Genomic DNA, 17,882 nt, shown 5'->3' with positions numbered 1-17,882 from the left:
ATGGGGAAGTTGAGGGAGGCTAAAATCCTACCCCCCTGTCCATTGTCACAACCGCTACGATCGGCGGCGATGACGCAGGATTTGCAAATAGCCGCCGCCGATCATGGCGGTGGCGCCTTCGACGAGACCGATCACCGCATCGCGCAGCGCGGAGGTCTTCCAGGGATCAGCGGCGACGCGCTCAGACCCGTAAAGGGCGACGCCAATGTCGCGGTAGCTCGCGCCGTTGGCACGGGCGTCAGCGGCCTGCATCATCAAACGAAACCGGCGGCGCTGCTGTGGGGTCATACGGGTATCCGAAGGTGTGGGGCGCCCCTGCAAGGAGCGCCAGAAACGGGTGAGTGCTTCGATCCGTCCCAACGTTTCTGCATCCAATGGGATCAGCGCCGCCAGGTGCCCGTGCGGGTCACTGCCGGGCAGAAGGAGAAGTTGGGTCGCGACACCTGCACTGTGGACAGTGTGACGTCCTTCCGGGCTGTCGCGGAGCACGCCCAGGCCGGTCAACGGCGCCCATCGCAAGGAAGACAGAAATTCCGGCGCTGGCACGAGAGAAACCACAGCTGGATCGACGTCAGGCGACCACAGAATGTCTTGCGCTAAGGCGGACAAATCCGGCCTGGCCGGGAAATCGTAACCCCCACAGCCGCTGTGTCTCAGCTTGGAAGGGTGCTTTTTCGGCTCTTGTGGTCAGGAGCGCTTGGTAGTGCCGTTGATAGGGTTCGTGACGCCGCAGACACTCCCAGGCGAGCCCCTCGATGGGCAACGTATCGAAATAATCATAGCTGTCATTGTCTCGCCAATGCGACGTATCCGGCCTCATCCAAGAGCTCCTCGCAAACAACGCATAGACCCCGCCTGCAAACGATTCCGGGTTGTAGCGATTGGCGGAAGACCCTCGCCGGGCATCGGGTGATGCCGCTCCGGCATCACCCGGGAACCGCAGGCGCTGTGGTGTTAGTTGCCGTGCCGACGCAAGAGATGACGGTAGCCTGCACGCGCCATCCAGCGCGCTCGCGCCAGATGGCTGTCATGGATGCGCCGGGCGCGTTGCGGCTCCTTCGTCAGATCAATGCCGAACAGAATTTCGACCACCTCGCGCCAGTCCGCGCCGTCATCGGCGGCGTCAAGCAGGCGCATATAGAGCTTGACGTGTTCCCGATCGTATTCGGTGAGTTCGTCACTGGTCGGCGCGGTTTCGTCAAACGGCTCGATCATCGCTTGCCTCGTCTTCCCAGAGTGAAAGCCTGCATTTTACAGAACAATTCTGCCAACGGAGGCCGGTTGATCAGCATCAGGCGATGCGGGTTCGGCATCGCTCTCGGCTTGAGTGAACCGAACCGGACCGTCCGCGGAAGAGGCCCCGGCCTTCCGGCCGGGGCCTGCGCGGGTCCTCAGTCGCTCCGCCGCGCGTTCGGACGGGACCAGATGAGCGAGAAACCCTCATCTTCCTCGTCGTCGAAGAGGTTGGCGTAGATCGGGGCGTTGAAGCTTGGATCGTCGAGCTTGAGGCCCAGGTAGTCGCGGCCCTCGTTGGAGGTCTTCGACCATGCGGCGCCGATCTCGGCGCGGCCGACCAGCACCCGGTGGCTGGGAGCGTTCTCGCCAGTGGCGCGGGTGTCTGGGACGATGCGCACGTTCTTGGCCCGGACGCTGAGGGTGACGATTTCACCGGTGAATTCGTTCGAGGCGGACTTCTTGAAGGTGCCGATGGTAGCCATTGTAAGTCTCCGTTTTCTGTTCCCGAGCCCGCACCATGCGGCCTCGATGGCGATCGGTTGGCCCGAGGCGACCGACGACGCATCGCTTGCGACCGGAGCAAAGCGGAGGACGGCGCAGGAACGGCTTTCTTGTCTCGCGAGGAATGGCGGCGCTCGGGGTCCCCATGCGCTTGCGGCATGGGGTGGGCGCCGGCAGGGGAAGAAAGTCGAGACGCGCCGTTGCGGCTCAGGCGGTCGAGGCTTCAGCCGTCCTTCGGCCAGATCAGCCCATTGAAGAGGCCGTTTGGAGCGCTCTTGGGACAGATTGGCAACGGAGACGTTGGCATGCAACGCGCCTCCTGCACTTCGCTACAGGCTTCACCGGCATCGCCCATGCATTCCAGGCACAGATTCCGCGCATCTGCAACGCCCCGCCACTGCGCGCGCCGCCGTCCTGCTACCGACTGGTCGGTCTGCCATGGGCTTCGACCGAAGAAAGTCCAAGTCCACAGACGGGGCCGCGCCGGCACATGGCCGTTGCTCGATCCTGGCATGGAACCCGATTGCTCCAACCACCGATAAGGAGGTGGCTAGGCCTTCCTCGGTCTGGTCCATCCGCCCCGCTCACACGGGTCCAGGCTCGAACGACGTCCCTGCCGGATTGGTCGGCGGCCCTCATGTTCGCGACCCGCAGATATGCCGTGACGCCGACGGCGGTCGCGCCAATGACGGAAAAGACGCTCTGCCAGGTTTCCGAAGGCATCATGTGCTTCGCGATCCCATGGGTGGCATGGTAGCCGACAGCGATCGCGGGAGCGACGAAGACCACCACGAGCGCCAGCTTTGCCCACATGGGGCTAATAACGCCGAGGAGGATTTGGCGAACGCCGAGCGTCGACCCGGCTGCGAGGATGCCGACAAGAACCGCGCCAAGCCAGCCGGCGCCGGTGTTGAACGCCCAGGTGCCTGCGCTGCCCCCGACGAACAACGGGAGGGCGAAGATAGCAAGCGTGAATAGCAACCAGCACAAGATGCCGATTGCAGCGATACAAACGAACATGCCGAGGATGATCATGGTGGTCTCTCCGAGAGAATAGCTCTGGCGATTGCGCCTTCCACCACCACCTCGGCGCAGCGCAGAGCATAGCAACGAAAAGCACCGGCGAGATGCCAAAGCTCTGTTTCGCCAGCGGCAATGTTCGCCCCGTCCTGGGGCGAACGGTCGATTTCGCCGACGATGGCGGTGTCGTCGCCGTCATACTCGTCCGTGGGAACGACCGAGAGAGTGCCATCGCCGGCACGAAAATGACGATGGCTACCATGAGGTGGCAGCGAGGCTGAAGGCGAAGACCGCAATCACCGCGAAGGCGAAGCCGGAGCGGCGGCACGCTTCGCGCAGTCCGACCCCTTGCGGGTTGATGGCGTCAGGCCGTCGGCTGAACCAAGGATCAGCGTCGTATGGCAGGGGTGGTGCTGTGCTCCTGGAAGTGAGGGCCGATCTCTCGAAGCCGCCCGCCCCATTCCTCGCGCACGAACGCTGCACCTCGGCTCGAAGCGTGTCGAAGACTGATGTCCCTGTTCGGCGGAAAGCCGTCCACATTGCGCCTGGGGTGGTCATCGGGCGCCAGTTTCGAATGACCGAAGTGGGGCCGAAACCAGACTTACGGCTTCGAGGCTCGGAATGTCAGGAGCGGACGTTCAGCCACCCTGCGTCATCGACCTGAGCTGACCAAGCTGGCACGAACGGAGTGATACGACCGCGCCAGAAGCGATCATTTTTCTTGCTTATCGAGCTGCACAAAATGTCAGAGATCCCTCACCCGGCAGAAAAAGTCGTCCGCGCCCATTTGACCGCCCTTCAACGCAATCTCTATGCGCCCGCCCTGGCGGAGCAGACCGTAGCAAAGCGGCGCACCGGGAGAGATAGGCGCAGCAATCTGCAGCGCGGTGATGCCAAGCGCTCGCGTTACAGTCCCGGAGGTGTCGCCTCCAGCAACTGCAACCCTGGTGAGCTTCAAGGAAGCTACGGCAGCAGAAAGTATGCGCCCCAGTCCGACGCCAATCCGTTCGGCTTCCGAGCGCAGGTTTATGTCGCCGTCGCCAGGGATCAAGTCGGGCTCGCCATGTGCGGTATAGACAATCGCGGATCTTCCCCCTGCCAATGCCGCCAGTGCGGTGTTGGTCGCCTTAGTGCAAGCCTCCTCCCAGGCTTCCTGATTTGCGAGCGCTGCGGCTGAAACTGGAATCGGTGTAAAGCCGGCACCAACCGCGACGTCGATCTGGCGCGCTGTAACTGGCGAGCAACTGCCGGAAACCACAAGGATCGGTCCGCGATGGCTTGGGTTTTCCGTCGGCGCTGGCGCGACGGATCGAGTCTCCGCCGACATAATTGGCGACAGAGCTGTTTCCACGGCGCTCGACCCGATACAAAAGACGGGTGTGTCCCGGCTTTGCTTGCCAAGCCAATTCCCAATCGCAGTGAGTTGATCAGCAGAAACGGTGTCGAACAGGATTGCCCTCGTATCGCCATCGATGACTGGCCAGTTCCCCGCCTCCATATCGATTATGCTGATATGGTCGATCGGGATCTTCGTCTGTGCCTTGAGATGCAACCGGAGATCAGCCTCCTTCATAGGAGTTACGGGGTGCCGGGCCATGACCGGATGCCGATCGATCCGATGAATGGTCGGCGCCGACCCTGCGCGAGCGAAGAGGTTGGCAAATGCCACGAACCTACCCAGACGCGGGGCGCCGACCACAATAGGTACGCTGCCGCCGCCTAGCGTTGTCAGTCCGATTTCCATGGCCCTGCCAATGCTGCCCGTTTCTGGTGAGGAATCAAAGGTCGAGCATACTTTGTAGTGAATGATACGGGGCTTCAGATCCGCCATCCACCGGAAGGCCTGCGGCAATTCCTTATCCATCTCGGTAGGGGACATGGCGCGGGTGGTCCCTGCCAGACCAACGGCCTGCACACCGGGAAATTGAGACAACACATCCTGCGACGGATCGAGAATCAAGACCGCGGCGACACCGGCAGCTGTCAACGCATCGAGTGCATCAGTGGAGCCTGTGAAGTCGTCTCCATAGAAACAGAGGTATGGATTGGTGTCAGCCATTGCCAGTTGCTCTCATCTGCCTGAGATTTCCGAAAAAACCGATCGAGCTTGCCAGCGGCTCGTGTGAGCGGGCGTAGTCAACAAGGTCTATGCCGAGCCTTGCCGCCTCCCAGGCCTCACTTATGGCGCGCACGCCAGCCGCAGGACCGAGCGGGTGCCCAAGGATTCCACCGCCGGCCAAGTAAATGACATCGTCACTGCCGAATGCCTTGAATGTGACGGGTGCCTGGCCGCCCCATTGGCCTGACGAAATCACCGGCATGATCGGCGCGTGATCGCCGAATGGGCCAAGACACGCTCGTGCTGATTGGGTGACGGTAGCATCTACTTCGGAGAACTTTCCTTGGATGCCACCGATATGGATCTGGTCGATGCCGGCTAGGCGCCACAGCTTTTGATAGGCCGTAAAGCTCAATCCGAGGGCGGGGTGCCTGGTCAACATTCCCCAGCCGGCTCGATGGGCATGGATCGGCAGCGAGGCGTGGCGCCGCAATTGGGCGATGGCGGCAGGGCCGCAGGCATTGAGCGAAACCATGACGCAGGTTCCACCGCTGTTGGCGACCAGGTCATGATTGCGGCACATGCGGTCACCGTCGTCGCTGATGTTGAACGCGTACATGACTTTGCGGCCGTGCCTGTCGGCCAGGCGATCGAGAACCGGGGCGATCGCCTCGACGCGCTTCGAGAACGGCGCGGATGGAGGATCGGTCATGCATTCGTCGTCCTTGATGAAATGGATTCCGGCATCGCCGAGCATCTGCACCAGATCGGCGATGGCTGCGGGTTCAAGTCCGAGTTTCGGCTTGACAATGGTGCCGATGATTGGGCCCGAGACGACGCCACTCAATCGACGCGTTCCGGAAATGCCGAAGGCCGGCCCCGGAAACCGGTCGGCAAAGCTCGCGGGGATATCGACATCCTCAAGTCGGACGCCGGTCAGTTCCTGCAGCTCGAAGAGGTTGCCGAGCAGGATGGCGAAAAGCGATGGAAGGTTCGGGCCGAAATTTTCGACAGGGAACGATATTGTGGCTATCGCCCGGCTGCACCGGGAGCGTTCGTCGATGCCGGGCAGCGATGTTGTCAAGCTTGGAGGCGTGTCCTCGGCGACGACACGCAACTCGTCCACACGGCCGCAGAAGCGTTCGATGATCTCGTCTGTCTCTCCGGCGACCCGGGTGAAGGAGCCGATCGACTGTTCGCTTGCCAGCAGCTCGGCGGCCCTGCCGATGTCGATTGGAGATTCCAGCAGATAGGTGCATCGGATACGATCGGGCACAGGCTCTTCTCCGCGGCAAAAGCCGCTATTTGAGTTCGTTGACAGTTAGACTTGCGCCGAGCCATCGCCCGGGGCGCACCGCTTGAAAAGGCTCGGATAGTCGCGGACGAGGCCGTCCTCATCGACATCGAGCTCGGCTTGGAAGTTTCGGAAAATACCTTCGTAGCGGTAGCGCTCACGGGGCTTCAGGCAGGTATAGGCCTGCTCGGCCGCCGCCACCTCGAGGGAAGGAATGGCGATATAGGCGACCCGGATCGGCCGACGCTCGCCTACAGCGAGCCGTAGTCGCCGGATCGGCAAGGTGTTGGTGAAGGGTGTCGCGGAAATGTCGACATCGATGCATCCGGCAAGATCGGCACGGATGATCCCGTTGGCGTCCCGCCATTCGCCGCGGCCATCCGCTTCGAGGCGTATCTTGCCGCCTCCGACGATGTCGATCGCCACCTCCCGAACCGTCCAATCCATTGCGCAGCGGACGCGGTAGCGCATGCCATAGGCTTGCCCTTGCCGCTCTCCGATCACTGTGCCGTCAGCGGTAACGCCGGCTGCGTCGCGATCGAAGACAAGGTGTTCCAACCCCAGCCCATTTTCCGATTTCCAGCGAATGACACCCACATGAATCTCCAGTTTCAAACCTGAAACACATAATAATTAATTATTTTCTATTGACAAGAGCGCCCTCTCGCTTTCATTTGAGGATGACTTGGGCAATCGGCCCAGGTGCATCTCAAAACGAACCAGGGAGCGGCCATGACCGTATTCTCCAGGGACTACTCGGTTGCCCCGATACGGATATCGCGCGGCGAGGGCGTGTTCATTCATAGCGACGACGGCCGGGTTTACCTTGATGCGATGGGCAGCGCTGGGGTCGTCGGCATCGGTCATGGGAGAACTGAGATCGCCCAGGCTCTTGCCGACGCCGGCGACAGCGTCACCTTCGTCTACACAGCGGGGTTCACGCATCCCTGGCAGGAGCAGCTCTCGGCGTCAGTGCTCTCGGTCGCGCCGAAAGGCATGGCTTCGGTGTATTTCGTCTCGGGTGGCTCGGAGGCCAACGAGACAGCGGTCAAGCTCGCCCGCCAATATCACCTGGAGCGGGGCGAGCCGCGACGCCACAAGATCATCACCCGGTGGCAGAGCTACCATGGCGTTACCCTCGCCACGTTGGCGATGTCGGGTCGAACCAGTTGGCGCAAGCCCTACGACCCGTACATGTTGCCGGTCATTCATATCGCACCGCCCTACGAATATCGTTGCGCATACTGCGCCGACAAAAACGGTTGTTCGCTCGATTGCGCCGACGAGCTCGAGAAAACGATCAATCTCGAAGGGCCGGAAACGATCTCGGCCTTCTTCGCCGAGCCGATCATCGGAACGACGTGTTCAGGCGTCGTGCCCCATGCTGGCTACTACAGGCGCATCCGCGAAATCTGCGACCGCTATGGCGTGCTGTTCGTCGCCGACGAGGTCCTGACCGGCTACGGCAGAACCGGCACCCCCTTCGCCATCGAGCAATGGGGCGTGCTGCCGGACATGATCACCGCCGGCAAAGCGATCGCCAGCGGCTATGCGCCACTTGGCGCAGTGATCGTCAACGACAAGATCACCGAATTCTTCCGCTCGGGAAAGCGCCGCTTCGTCCACGGCTTCACCTACAGCGGACACGCCGCCTCATGTTTCATAGGCCAGAAGGTCTTCGAAATCATGACGAACGAGCAGTTGTTCGCTCGCCCCGGAATCATCGGACAATATCTCTTCTCCCGTCTGGATGCTCTGCAGCAGCGCCATCCCTGCATCGGCGAGGTTCGAGGTCGCGGCCTCTTTGCCGGCCTGGAGTTCGTGGCGGATCGCAGTTCGCGCGCGCCCTTCCCGGAAGATGCCGGCTTCACAGCGATGCTGGCATCGGAGATGCGCAAACGCGACGTCATCATCAACCCCGGCGTGCCGGGCGTCAATTTCGGACGTGGTGGCGATCACATCCAGATCAGCCCGCCCTTCACCATCAAGGAATCGGAGATCGATCAGATCGTCGACGCGCTGGACGACGTGCTGACCGCAATGCCTGACGCCTTTCGCGAGAAACCACCGCAGCCCAAAGGAGATGTCTGATGCTGAAGAGCGAGATTGGAAGTGGCGTTGGCGGTCGCGTCATACTCATGGATTCGATCACCAAGGTGACCTTGGAAGATGAGGGCGCCATCGTTGTGTCCGCCTCTCATGGCGGAGCCAGTTCGGGGGAGTTTGCCCTGGCCGTGCCGCTTGGTGGCGTGTTTTTCAACGATGCCGGCGTCGGCAAGGAAAATGCGGGCATCGTCGCGCTCGACATGCTGCAGACCAAGGGCATTCCGGCAGGCGCCGTCGCTCACATGAGTGCGCGCATCGGCGACTCCCAGGACATGTGGGACAATGGCGTCATCTCCTATGTAAACGCGGCCGCTCGCGCGCTCGGTCTGGCGCCCGGATCGAAACTTCGGGCGGCCTTGGATGACCTCATTTCGCGTTGAGACGCATTACGCAGTGCAGGCCGGCAACGCGGACAAACCGCTTGCCGGAAACAAGAACCAAAGGGGAACCACGATGAAAGCAATTCTCAAGACTGTCATAGCCGTATGTCTCATCTCGACGGCGAGCATCGCGTGCGCCAATGCAGAACTCCATATCCGCGTCGGCGGTACCGGCACCCCGGAGTCGCCCGATACGAAGGTCATCGAGCTGTTCAAGCAGCAGGTCGAGGCGGCGCTCGGGAAAGATGTCACCGTCGAGCTGTTTCCGGCATCACAGCTCGGAACCTGGAGCGAGATGGTCGAGCAGGTCAAGGGTGGAGTGCTTGAATGCCTTTATGAAAGCGTCGGCGACCTTGGCGACTTTGCTCCGGCGGCCAACATCGAAGGCGTGGCTTATCTCTACCGCGACGATGACCATTTCTTCCGCATCTGGCGCGGCCACGTCGGACAAGAGATCCTGGACACAATAGCGAACGAAGCCGGCTTCCGCGTACTCGGGCCGGGATTTCGCGGCTTTCGCCAGTTTCTGGTCAAGAAGCCGGTCGACAGCCTTGCCGACCTGCAAGGCATGAAAATCCGCGTGCCGGGAATCCCTGCCTATGTGACCTCCATCCAGGCGCTCGGCGTCAGCCCGACTTCCGTCGCATTCGAGGAAGCCTATGCAGCGCTCCAGCAAGGCGTCGTGGACGGGCTCGAACAGCCTCTGGTCGCGATCAAGGATCATCGCTTCTACGAAGTGGCCAAGCATCTGGTTATGACCAACCACATGGCCGAAACGATGGGTTTCATGTGCGGTGAGCCCTGGTACCAGAAATTGGATGCCCCAACCAAGGCAGCGATCGGCAAGGCTGCTGACGCTGGTGCCGACTGGTATCGCAAATACACCAAGGAGAACACAGACCAGATCATCACCGAACTGAAGGCGGCCGGCGTGGTCGTGCACACGCCAAACCTTGATGAATTCGCCGAGCGAGCCAAGACGGCGACGTTCGATGCGAAACTTCAGCCGATCATCGACAAGATCCGCGCGGTTCAGTGAGCGATCAATGCCTGCCCGTCACTCGTGTGGACACCGTTCCATCGGAGAAAATCATGTCGAACATGCTGCGCCGGCTCGGCGACGTTTTGAGATCGGTGTTGGGCCACGCGGTGGCTGCGCTTCTGGGCGTCATCATCATACTCGTCTTTGTCCAGGTCCTCGCCCGCTACATCACTCACAGCTCGACCTTCGAATTGGCCGAACTATGCAGGATACTTCTCATCTGGCTGGTGTTCATCGGCGCCGCTGTCCTGGTCAGTCAGCGTAAGCTGATCGTCATTGATCTCATGCATGGCCGGCTGAGCGGACGGCTATCGAATAGTCTCGGCATTGGGGTCGACATTCTCACGGCCATACTTCTGGTCGCGTTCGCCATCTACGCGGCGCAGCTGATCGACGTCGTGAAACTCAAGATAGCGCCGGCCACCGGCCTTTCGTACCGCTGGTTCTACATGCCGCCTATCGTGTTCAGCGTTTGCGGCCTGTTCTTCATCGTCGAACGCCTCGTTTGCGGCGCTACCGATGATGCCACCGAAGTCGAGGATTCCGTCGCTTACGCTCACAAGGGATCGTGACAATGGTAATGCTTGCAACGCTTTCGATCGTATTTTTCGCGCTGACCATGTTCGCGGTCCCGATCGCCATTGCCATGGCGCTCGCCGCACTCGTCGTCATCCAAATCTGGGGCATGCCCGGCTTCCTGTTCGCGCAGAAAGTGGTCAACGGCATGGATTCATTTCCCCTGCTGGCAATCCCGTTTTTCATTCTGGCGGCGTCGGTGATGAACAGTGGCGGTGTCACCACCCGAGTCATAGACCTGTTTGCCGGTGCCCTCGGCAGGGTGCGTGGCAGTTCCGGCATCGTCAACGTCGGAACCAACGTCTTTCTCGCCGGAATATCCGGGTCAGCCGTCGCCGATGCGGCGGCGAGCGGGGCGTTGCTCATCCCCGAAATGAAGAAGGAGGGCTATTCCGGCGCCTTCGCGGCCGCGTTCACCGCCGGTGCCGCAATCATCGGCCCGATCATCCCGCCCAGCATCCCACTGGTCATCTACGGGGTGATAGCCCAGGTCTCGATCACACGGCTTTTCGTCGCTGCCTACATTCCCGGCCTGATCATTGCCGCAGTGCTGACGGCCTACGTTCTTTATGTTGCGCGCCGCCAGAACCTGTCGTCGCGCGGCAGCATGGCCTGGTCGGAACTGGGTTCCAAGTTTCGCGTCAGCGCCTGGGCCTTGAGCATGCCGATCTTGTTGATGGTGGGCGCCAAGGGCGGCCTGTTCACGGTCACCGAACTCGGCGCGGTTCTGGTGTTCTACGCCATCTTCGTGGGTTGGGTGATCCACCGCGAATTCAAATGGCGGCAGCTACCGGGGATGCTCACCGATGCCGCCCTGCAGACTGCCAACATCATGCTGGTCGTTGGCGTGAGTTCGTTCGTTGCCTATGTGATCGTCATCCATGGAATTCCAAAAGACATCCAGTCGGCATTGCATAACAGCGATCTTGGGCCGATCGAATTCTTGCTCATCGTCAACGTGGTTTTCCTGATCGCGGGCATCTTCCTGGATTCGACCCCGGCGACAATCATATTAGTGCCGATTTTCCTGCCTGCCGCTCTCAGCTTCGGCGTCGATCCTACCCATTTCGGACTCGTCGTGGTTCTCAATCTGATGATCGGTCTCATTCATCCGCCGATCGGCCTCAACCTGCTCATCACCCAGGCTATCTCACGGGCTCCGATGAAGGAGGTGGTCTGGGAGAGCCTGCCGATCATCGGCATCATGCTGGTGGTTCTCAGCGTCATCACCTATGTGCCGCAAACGGTGTTGTGGTTGCCCGAACTGATGGGGGTAAATTGATCTGTCATTGTCTGTGATGGCTGGCGGAACTTGCCAGCCCTCCACATTGTTGATTATTCATAATCATCGGATGATAAGGGACATTATGGTTCGTGCAATTGCTGCAGACAGGCCCGGCCTGGACGTTGTCGTCGCCGACGGCATCCGTGAGAAGATCCTCAGCGGTCAGCTTGCCGCCGGTGCTCATCTGGTCGAAGCAGATTTTGCGCGTGAGTTCGAGGTGAGCAATGGCACCATCCGGTCAGCCTTGAGACATCTGCAAGGCGAGGGACTCGTCGAATTGAAGCCACGCAGGGGTGTCTTCGTTTCTGCAATGGACCCCAGCGACGCCTTGGAGCTGTGCACCTTGCGTGATGCTCTTGAGGCGCTGGGGGCTAGCTTGGCCGCACAGAATGCCACCAAGTCAGAAAAAGATGCGCTGCGAAAGCTCATGACGGAAATGCAGGGCGCGGTGAAGAAGCGTGACCGGACTGCATGCATGATGCTTGACCTGTCCTTCCATAGGCTTGTCGTCGAGATGTCAAAGCACAAACGCCTCATACAGACGTATGGACTTTTGGAGGCACAGATACGGTTGTTCATGGCGCTGACCGAATCCATGCATGTCGATCTTTTCGCGGACATGATTCCGATCCACGAGCCTATCGCTGAAGCGATATTGGTGGGCGACGCAGAAACCGCTGGCCGTTTGTCTGCCAGGCACAACCAGGTCGACGGAGAGGCACTGGCACGGAGCCTCGCTCAAGAAGCTCATTTGAAATCGGCATAGTCGCTATCATCTCGACTGGGTAGGATTCGCGGGCCGCCAGTTTGCGGGTACTTGCGAAAGACGGCCGCGACCTCCGGCGCGGACGCTGGTAATGTCCGCTTTAAGGCAGTCGCAAACCTAACTGCAACGACCGAGATTGGGCGCAAAGCAGACCTTCCGGTTGGCTTCCCAATGCGGACAGAAGGCTTCGTCTCTTTCCTTCCCTAGTGGGACTTTGTCGCATCACGAGATCGGTCACATATCGAGAGTTTATTGCCGAGAAGAGGCCAGCGCTTGACACGCGGCGACTCCCTCTGGCCTGCCGGCTTTCGTCATTCAGAAAGCCGAGCAATTGGCTTTCTGTCCGCTACGCGGACCACTCCTCAACCCCCTCAAGGGCCCCTCAAGGGGGAGATCAAGCTCCACCCGTTCCCGACCGCAGCTCTTCCCTGCCCTCGTCATCACGGCGCAGCCTGGAATCGGAGATCAGCACCACCGGGCACGGGCAGCGCTGCAGCAGGCCGGTGGCCGTCTCGCCGAAGAAGAGCTCCTCGCCGGTGCGCCGCGCCACGCCCATGACGATCAGTGCCGCTCCCCTGCCCGCCTGGCGGGGAATGGCATCGGCGGCGGCGACGCGGCTGCGGATGGCGGTCTCGATTTCGACGCCAAGCGGTCGGCAAGTGCTACGATATCCTTCAGCACCGCCTCCCTGCGGCGATGCGATATGAAGTCGCGGCCGCCTCGTCCGCGAGCACCTTGGCAGGCGCTTTCTTTTCGCGCGATATTGCCATCGTTTTCCTTTCCATTCGAGGGGGCTCAGCGTGTGAGGCGCAAGCGGGAGGGTCGGGATGCAGATTTTCGATCACATCGAGGCGCTGCTGGATGCGGGTGAAGCCTCGACGGCACTTAAGGAAGTGCGGGCGCTGGTGCATCAATTTGGGCCCGGGTCCAATGTCTTGGCGGGCGCGGTCGGTGACCTCATTATTGACCTGTCGACGCTATCATTCGTCGCCGATGCTTACGGAGGCCGCATCGCAGAGGCGGCGCGCATGTTGGCCCGAAAAAGACTATTGAAAATCAAGTTGCTCGCACCTCGTCAAAGCGTTGAAGTGGTCAGCTAGAGATTGGTGGTCGCTACGAAAAACGTGTAGACCTGCTCGGTGCTCCGACGCATCGAAACCTCTCGCCATCATCGGTTCCGTACGGACGAAAGAGCCGCCTGACCCTGCGACCAGATGAAAGCTTGGACTTGCGGCAGACCGCAAGCAGTTGGAGCTTGAATTGCCGACACACTCTCAGGAACCGTTGCCGGGATCGCACTCCATTGGTCGTCGGCCCAGATCCGGCGCGCCTCGCTTAAGGTGCCGGTCGAATATGGCCAGCTTCTCTTCGTAGCCGAGCCGCACTCTGGACCTGCAGCTATCGCATTTGAAACCGGCAATCGTTTTCAGCCAGGATCCCCTTCTCACCATAGGGCGTGAACAGGAGGGGCATTGGAATTCTAAAGGTACGTCGCGCAGTTCGTTTGATAGAGGCACTGTGCATGTTCTCCTCAGCGGCACGGCCACTGCAACAAAGTAGAAGGAGAAATGTTTCCGGCTTCGGCCATTTGCGCGAAAGAATCGGACCTAAGTCTAAATGGTGAGCGGCCTGAAACCCATTCGCCTTGCTATCGGCCTTTGCGTCGGAAATTGAAATAGCGAGGGTGATCGAAGGCGGCCCCGGGCGTGAGGCTGGCAAGTGGGGCCAAGACAGGGGCGGTAAAGCGGAGCCTGTGGCGATCAAATAACCGGTTCGCCCAGAATCTCGTTCACCCAGCTCATAGTTCTCAGCCCGTATGCCATTCCGGCGCAGTCGGCAAACCAGTCGAAGACACTCATGTCACGGCCTGTGACGCATTGAAGGATTTCGATCGCTGCGCCCGTTAAAGCAAGTAGAACCGCCAGCCGGACCACCTGTTGGGGCCAGCCGAGGCTACCCAAAGCCGACAAGGTGGCGAACGCGGCGGCGTGGTTGAGCTTGTCGTGATGAGACGTAAGGGCCAATCCGAGGGCGTGCAGCAAGTGGTCTGGCAATAGCGCGAGCAACAGGACGACCGCCAACGTGGAGAGAAAGGCAGCCCTTGCCATGCGCTGATAAAAGCTCCACTGCGGCAATCTATCCGCAGCACTCCCGGTTCCTAGTTCTCGCTTCCGATACTGGTGCACTAGGCAGAGCTCCAACCTGCATCTGAGCTACGAGCGCGAACAACTGGCATGCTTAACAGGCCTCCTGATGTCATCAGGAAGTTCCATGAAACAGCCTATGTCACTCTGGATGGTTCCATAGGGCGCTGCGAATGTCGCCCTCCATTGTGATGAGGCCGAGGGTTTCCTGCCGAAAAGACGCGGCGGAATAGGCGAGCCATTGGTACCGCTTGCGGCCAGGTGCGATGCGTATCGTGCTGGGCGGGAGCGGAACTCTTCCAGCCTTGGCCCGGCTGTGCAGCCGGGCCGACGCCCTTCTGAATTCAATTATCGCCGGCGTCGCGGCTAACAGACGAAACCGCTGTTTAGTCTGGCCATTCCTGCCTTGGTGATCTCGCCTCTACGTATTCCAATCCTAGACGCTAGGCCAGCAGCGGCCACTCGCGGCTGTCCATCAACAATCCCAAACATCAGGTCGCGGTTATATACAAAAAAGCCGGCCACCTTTCGGCAGCCGGCCAGTGCAAACAAGGAAGGGAACGTTGCACTGATGGGGCAGTGCACCGTCCGAAGCGTTTCCAGGCGACAATGTTCCACCGATGAGAGAACAAAGAAGGCTTCACCGCCAGCGCACATTCCCCTTAGCCGCGCTGTATTGCCATCGGCTAGTCTCTAAAGGCCTTTAACCAGCCACGGATCGGTGTCGTATCCGAGGCGCGGCTTTTCCGGCGTTCCATCGGCCGGCAATTTGGCGGTTCCGGTCGGCCTGCAGTCCAGCTCGAGCACCTGCTTCTTGGCCGACTGCTTCGTAGAGCAAAGGTCCGTGGCGTCACTCACCACCACCTTCTTCTCCTTGGCAACAGCGACACCAGTCCCAGCGATCACGATCGCCGCACAAAACGCAGCAACTCTCATCATACTTCCCCACCGTTGCGCCTCCGCAAAAGGCTGAGCATGACGTTACGGCACTTTTAAATTAGCGCAAGCGAATATTAGCTGCCTAGTCCCTTCACATCGGCTCTGGTCGCCTCCCCTTGCTGCCGGCGCCTTGCGATACCGGCAGCGCGATATGCTAGGATGGGCGCATGCCTGTTCATGACCGGGCGGCCGCTGTTAACGACTTGAGTTTGACATGGCAGAAGGCTGCAGCCGTCAAGTTTCCCAAGTCGTCGTGGCGATGAACGATCGCGTCGAGGATCGCTTACCAAGCGGCGTTTACTAAGTTCCGCTGGTGCAGCCCTGCGCGATCACACCATAACCACGTGATGACAAATCAGCCATGTGTGTGGCGCGGCGGGCTTGTTCCACTTGTGGCCGGCGCCTACCCACCCGGGTTCCCCAACCATGGCGTCGGCCATTTTCGTTCTCTCAGCGATTATAGGCCTTTGCTATCGGCCTATGTGTTGGCCTTGGATGGCGAGATCGCGGTTAGATCGCCTCGTTCGTTTGGATGTTTCGCTGGCGTTGGCAGGAGGCGCATATGTTCGCCAGCCGGCGGATACCACACCGCCCCACCGGTCAGGCCCAGCGCGTCCGCTGCAAAGTCCCCGCAGACCGCTGCTGGGCCGCTGGCGGGCAGCGGCTACTTGCTGACGATCCAATCCACCAAGCCAGTTTCGATCAGCTCGCACCCAGTGAAATCGCGCACCAGGGCCTTGGCTAAATCGCGCCATTGACACTCAGGCGTACCCGTTTCCCCTACTAGGGCTCGGAATGCAGAGCGGAGAACGTCGGCTTGAAAGGCGGAGACGGCAACAGTAGACGGGTCGGCATCTTCCCAGCCTAGCGCCACGTCGCGACGACGTGACCAAGGCGCTTCAGAAGCTCGCGTGAGGCTCGGATGGCCCTGCGCGATTGATCCATGTCCCGGCGAAATGTGGCGGGTTCCGCCATGGACTTCTGGCGCATCAGCAAGGTGGCCGTAGTGGCCGCTCGAGCGATATCTATGGGCGTTGCAACCATCGCAGCCTCCCAGAAAAGGCAATGGCAAACGACACATTAATAAGCTCGCCGAAACTCTCTCCGCAATGAAAAGAGTTGTACGAATTTTACCAACCCGCACCCTTTCAGTGATGCCGGGCCGCTGCTGTCCTCGCTCTTGTTCTGTCATCGTAATGAAGGACGACATCTCCGAGCACCCGTAGCACACCTGTTGCATGGAAAAAGCTGTAGGCGTTTATAGGTGCCCGGGCACTCCGCCATTTGTTTGCGTTGTGGAGCGGGACAAAGCAGGTTTCCTCACTCAGGCCGCCTACCGTGAAGCGGGGCACAAGCCCGACTTCGACGCATTGCCTTGGGAAGCTGAATACAGGGCCGCCAACTCAACGAAAGCCGGTCGTACGCCTAGCTAGCAACCAGGGGGACCGTGACGGTCGTGGCGTAATTTATCGGATACTGGTCGAAATACGGGAAAGCGATGACGAAGGCATAGCTGGCGGTCAGATGCGCCATCTTGAAACCGCCGCTGGCAGGGTCGGTCGCGATCGTCACAATGACGTTCTTCAGACCCAGGTTCACCAATTTCTGCGTGGCGATGGCCTGGATGTCGCTCTGCGAAAGCGTGTTGTTCAGCTGCAGCGCCCGAGAAGAGGTTTCCAGTGTATAGCGGACGGTCGACACGGCATTCATGGCCCAGCCGAAGGCGAAGATTCCGAACAAAAGCATCACCAGGAAAGGCGCGATCAAGGCGAATTCCAGCCCGGCTGCGCCGGAGCAGTCACGGCGCCACCTGGATCCGATCCTTTCAGCGGACACGGATCACCTCCTGATGGCTGATCGCGCGCGGGTCCGGGAAAACACCGAAGTTGAACGGGGGCACCCAGGTGCCCGTGGCCGTTATCTGGACGAAGACAGTCGGCAGCTTTGTTCCGCCGCAGATGGTGGTCTCATCCACGACCGTGGCGCCGCACAAATAGGAGCGGATCAGCACGACGGCGGCGTCCTCGGGCTTGTCGTTCCAGCTCGAAAGCGCGACCGCCTGCGTTCCCGTGTCATTGGACGCGCCGGCCATTACGAGATTGGCCGCGGTTTTAACGCCCGCGCGCATCTGCAGGTAACTCGTCACGTAGGACCAGCCGTCGGCGATGCCGAGGCAAACGAGGCACAGGACCGGCAGCAACATGGAAAACTCCACGGCAGCTATCCCGGATTTGTCCCGGACAATGCGCAAGGTCCGCCCACCCATCCCGCTACTCGACAAGCTGAACGGACAGTGCCGCCGGAATGTCGTCCATCCCGAGGCCTTTGCAGTTCTGCTTGATCGTCGTACTGCCTGACCACTGGATAGTGTCGGCGACGACCTGAGTGCAGCCACCGTTCCCCGAGAAGTTGCCAAGGTAGTTGACCTGCTGCCTGGGAAAATAGATGGCGCCGGTCAAAAGCGAGTCCGCTGTGCCGTTGAAGGTGCTCTGTGCCGCAGTCCCGGTCCTGTCGCCGTAGAACAGCACGCCGGA

Annotated in this window: 20 protein-coding genes and 1 pseudogene; 7 read left to right on the top strand and 14 right to left on the bottom strand. The window is 60.4% G+C overall.

Features of this window, described 5'->3' with window-relative positions:
• Window positions 1-54: 54 nt before the first annotated feature.
• The 8 genes from NKI37_RS29940 to NKI37_RS29905 all read right to left on the bottom strand — a co-directional run bounded on the left by NKI37_RS29940 (window position 55) and on the right by NKI37_RS29905 (window position 6,707).
• Entirely contained in the window at window positions 55-504 is a 450-nt protein-coding gene (locus tag NKI37_RS29940; protein ID WP_348626599.1) for a DUF2285 domain-containing protein, read from the bottom strand.
• 67 nt (window positions 505-571) lie between these two features.
• Window positions 572-820: a transcriptional regulator domain-containing protein gene (locus NKI37_RS29935; RefSeq protein WP_081725623.1), complete on the bottom strand. Its 249-nt coding sequence runs from the start codon at window positions 818-820 to the stop codon at window positions 572-574.
• Window positions 821-954: 134 nt separating this feature from the next.
• Window positions 955-1,215, bottom strand: coding sequence for a DNA -binding domain-containing protein (locus tag NKI37_RS29930; protein ID WP_023808371.1), 261 nt, complete (start codon window positions 1,213-1,215; stop codon window positions 955-957).
• Window positions 1,216-1,391: 176 nt separating this feature from the next.
• Window positions 1,392-1,718 (bottom strand): DUF736 domain-containing protein, encoded by a 327-nt coding sequence (locus NKI37_RS29925; protein ID WP_023808370.1) that lies wholly within the window; start codon window positions 1,716-1,718, stop codon window positions 1,392-1,394.
• A gap of 436 nt (window positions 1,719-2,154) precedes the next feature.
• The gene (locus tag NKI37_RS29920; RefSeq protein WP_023808369.1) at window positions 2,155-2,772 is read right to left on the bottom strand and encodes a hypothetical protein; all 618 of its coding nucleotides are present in this window, start codon (window positions 2,770-2,772) and stop codon (window positions 2,155-2,157) included.
• Window positions 2,773-3,502: 730 nt separating this feature from the next.
• Complete coding sequence (locus tag NKI37_RS29915; RefSeq protein ID WP_352791781.1) at window positions 3,503-4,816, bottom strand: four-carbon acid sugar kinase family protein; 1,314 nt, start codon at window positions 4,814-4,816, stop codon at window positions 3,503-3,505.
• A complete protein-coding gene (locus NKI37_RS29910; protein ID WP_023807801.1) occupies window positions 4,809-6,092 on the bottom strand; it encodes a RuBisCO large subunit C-terminal-like domain-containing protein in 1,284 nt (427 codons plus the stop codon). The genes NKI37_RS29915 and NKI37_RS29910 overlap by 8 nt, the downstream gene beginning before the upstream one ends.
• Window positions 6,093-6,137: 45 nt before the next feature.
• Window positions 6,138-6,707, bottom strand: coding sequence for a putative glycolipid-binding domain-containing protein (locus NKI37_RS29905; protein ID WP_031208718.1), 570 nt, complete (start codon window positions 6,705-6,707; stop codon window positions 6,138-6,140).
• A 135-nt stretch (window positions 6,708-6,842) separates the two neighbouring features.
• On the opposite strand from NKI37_RS29905, the gene NKI37_RS29900 reads away from it, so the two are divergent.
• The 6 genes from NKI37_RS29900 to NKI37_RS29875 all read left to right on the top strand — a co-directional run bounded on the left by NKI37_RS29900 (window position 6,843) and on the right by NKI37_RS29875 (window position 12,265).
• Window positions 6,843-8,201, top strand: a complete 1,359-nt coding sequence (locus NKI37_RS29900; protein ID WP_023807799.1) for an aminotransferase family protein — start codon at window positions 6,843-6,845, stop codon at window positions 8,199-8,201.
• Window positions 8,201-8,596 carry a hypothetical protein gene (locus NKI37_RS29895; RefSeq protein WP_031208714.1) on the top strand — a complete coding sequence of 132 codons (396 nt, stop codon included), beginning with the start codon at window positions 8,201-8,203 and terminating at the stop codon, window positions 8,594-8,596. The genes NKI37_RS29900 and NKI37_RS29895 overlap by 1 nt, the downstream gene beginning before the upstream one ends.
• A gap of 73 nt (window positions 8,597-8,669) precedes the next feature.
• Entirely contained in the window at window positions 8,670-9,635 is a 966-nt protein-coding gene (locus NKI37_RS29890; RefSeq protein WP_352791779.1) for a TRAP transporter substrate-binding protein, read from the top strand.
• 53 nt (window positions 9,636-9,688) lie between these two features.
• Window positions 9,689-10,210 carry a TRAP transporter small permease gene (locus NKI37_RS29885; protein ID WP_352791777.1) on the top strand — a complete coding sequence of 174 codons (522 nt, stop codon included), beginning with the start codon at window positions 9,689-9,691 and terminating at the stop codon, window positions 10,208-10,210.
• A 2-nt stretch (window positions 10,211-10,212) separates the two neighbouring features.
• Window positions 10,213-11,496 carry a TRAP transporter large permease gene (locus NKI37_RS29880; protein ID WP_031208710.1) on the top strand — a complete coding sequence of 428 codons (1,284 nt, stop codon included), beginning with the start codon at window positions 10,213-10,215 and terminating at the stop codon, window positions 11,494-11,496.
• A 16-nt stretch (window positions 11,497-11,512) separates the two neighbouring features.
• Window positions 11,513-12,265 (top strand): GntR family transcriptional regulator, encoded by a 753-nt coding sequence (locus tag NKI37_RS29875; protein ID WP_081725514.1) that lies wholly within the window; start codon window positions 11,513-11,515, stop codon window positions 12,263-12,265.
• 394 nt (window positions 12,266-12,659) lie between these two features.
• Here the strand turns inward: NKI37_RS29875 and NKI37_RS29870 are convergent, their stop codons facing one another.
• Window positions 12,660-12,860 (bottom strand): universal stress protein, encoded by a 201-nt coding sequence (locus NKI37_RS29870; protein ID WP_245270445.1) that lies wholly within the window; start codon window positions 12,858-12,860, stop codon window positions 12,660-12,662.
• 232 nt (window positions 12,861-13,092) lie between these two features.
• Here NKI37_RS29870 and NKI37_RS29865 point away from each other — a divergent pair, with 232 nt between their 5' ends.
• Entirely contained in the window at window positions 13,093-13,365 is a 273-nt protein-coding gene (locus tag NKI37_RS29865) for a hypothetical protein (protein ID WP_023807793.1), read from the top strand.
• Between the two features lie 660 nt (window positions 13,366-14,025).
• Here NKI37_RS29865 and NKI37_RS29860 read toward each other — a convergent pair.
• The 5 genes and pseudogenes from NKI37_RS29860 to NKI37_RS29840 all read right to left on the bottom strand — a co-directional run.
• Window positions 14,026-14,373: a VanZ family protein gene (locus NKI37_RS29860; protein ID WP_023686079.1), complete on the bottom strand. Its 348-nt coding sequence runs from the start codon at window positions 14,371-14,373 to the stop codon at window positions 14,026-14,028.
• Between the two features lie 729 nt (window positions 14,374-15,102).
• Window positions 15,103-15,348 (bottom strand): hypothetical protein, encoded by a 246-nt coding sequence (locus tag NKI37_RS29855; protein WP_023686078.1) that lies wholly within the window; start codon window positions 15,346-15,348, stop codon window positions 15,103-15,105.
• A 1,425-nt stretch (window positions 15,349-16,773) separates the two neighbouring features.
• Entirely contained in the window at window positions 16,774-17,184 is a 411-nt protein-coding gene (locus tag NKI37_RS29850; protein WP_023708223.1) for a TadE/TadG family type IV pilus assembly protein, read from the bottom strand.
• Window positions 17,174-17,614 (bottom strand): TadE/TadG family type IV pilus assembly protein, encoded by a 441-nt coding sequence (locus NKI37_RS29845; RefSeq protein ID WP_031204579.1) that lies wholly within the window; start codon window positions 17,612-17,614, stop codon window positions 17,174-17,176. Before NKI37_RS29845 ends, NKI37_RS29850 begins: the two co-directional genes overlap by 11 nt.
• 4 nt (window positions 17,615-17,618) lie before the next feature.
• Window positions 17,619-17,882, bottom strand: a pseudogene (locus NKI37_RS29840) (pilus assembly protein TadG-related protein); the annotation flags it as partial.

This window comes from Mesorhizobium sp. M0626 (assembly GCF_040320665.1).
Taxonomy (GTDB): Bacteria; Pseudomonadota; Alphaproteobacteria; order Rhizobiales; family Rhizobiaceae; genus Mesorhizobium.
This window is presented reverse-complemented; position numbering and strand designations above follow the sequence as displayed.

Excerpts from the sequence above, each read along its gene's own strand:
- NKI37_RS29935 (WP_081725623.1), bottom strand. The coding sequence starts at position 820 with ATGAGGCCGGATACGTCGCATTGGCGAGACAATGACAGCTATGATTAT.
- NKI37_RS29930 (WP_023808371.1), bottom strand. The coding sequence starts at position 1,215 with ATGATCGAGCCGTTTGACGAAACCGCGCCGACCAGTGACGAACTCACC.
- NKI37_RS29925 (WP_023808370.1), bottom strand. The coding sequence starts at position 1,718 with ATGGCTACCATCGGCACCTTCAAGAAGTCCGCCTCGAACGAATTCACC.
- NKI37_RS29920 (WP_023808369.1), bottom strand. The coding sequence starts at position 2,772 with ATGATCATCCTCGGCATGTTCGTTTGTATCGCTGCAATCGGCATCTTG.
- NKI37_RS29915 (WP_352791781.1), bottom strand. The coding sequence starts at position 4,816 with ATGGCTGACACCAATCCATACCTCTGTTTCTATGGAGACGACTTCACA.
- NKI37_RS29900 (WP_023807799.1), top strand. The coding sequence starts at position 6,843 with ATGACCGTATTCTCCAGGGACTACTCGGTTGCCCCGATACGGATATCG.
- NKI37_RS29895 (WP_031208714.1), top strand. The coding sequence starts at position 8,201 with ATGCTGAAGAGCGAGATTGGAAGTGGCGTTGGCGGTCGCGTCATACTC.
- NKI37_RS29890 (WP_352791779.1), top strand. The coding sequence starts at position 8,670 with ATGAAAGCAATTCTCAAGACTGTCATAGCCGTATGTCTCATCTCGACG.
- NKI37_RS29885 (WP_352791777.1), top strand. The coding sequence starts at position 9,689 with ATGTCGAACATGCTGCGCCGGCTCGGCGACGTTTTGAGATCGGTGTTG.
- NKI37_RS29880 (WP_031208710.1), top strand. The coding sequence starts at position 10,213 with ATGGTAATGCTTGCAACGCTTTCGATCGTATTTTTCGCGCTGACCATG.
- NKI37_RS29875 (WP_081725514.1), top strand. The coding sequence starts at position 11,513 with ATGGCTGGCGGAACTTGCCAGCCCTCCACATTGTTGATTATTCATAAT.
- NKI37_RS29865 (WP_023807793.1), top strand. The coding sequence starts at position 13,093 with ATGCAGATTTTCGATCACATCGAGGCGCTGCTGGATGCGGGTGAAGCC.
- NKI37_RS29860 (WP_023686079.1), bottom strand. The coding sequence starts at position 14,373 with ATGGCAAGGGCTGCCTTTCTCTCCACGTTGGCGGTCGTCCTGTTGCTC.
- NKI37_RS29855 (WP_023686078.1), bottom strand. The coding sequence starts at position 15,348 with ATGATGAGAGTTGCTGCGTTTTGTGCGGCGATCGTGATCGCTGGGACT.
- NKI37_RS29845 (WP_031204579.1), bottom strand. The coding sequence starts at position 17,614 with ATGGGTGGGCGGACCTTGCGCATTGTCCGGGACAAATCCGGGATAGCT.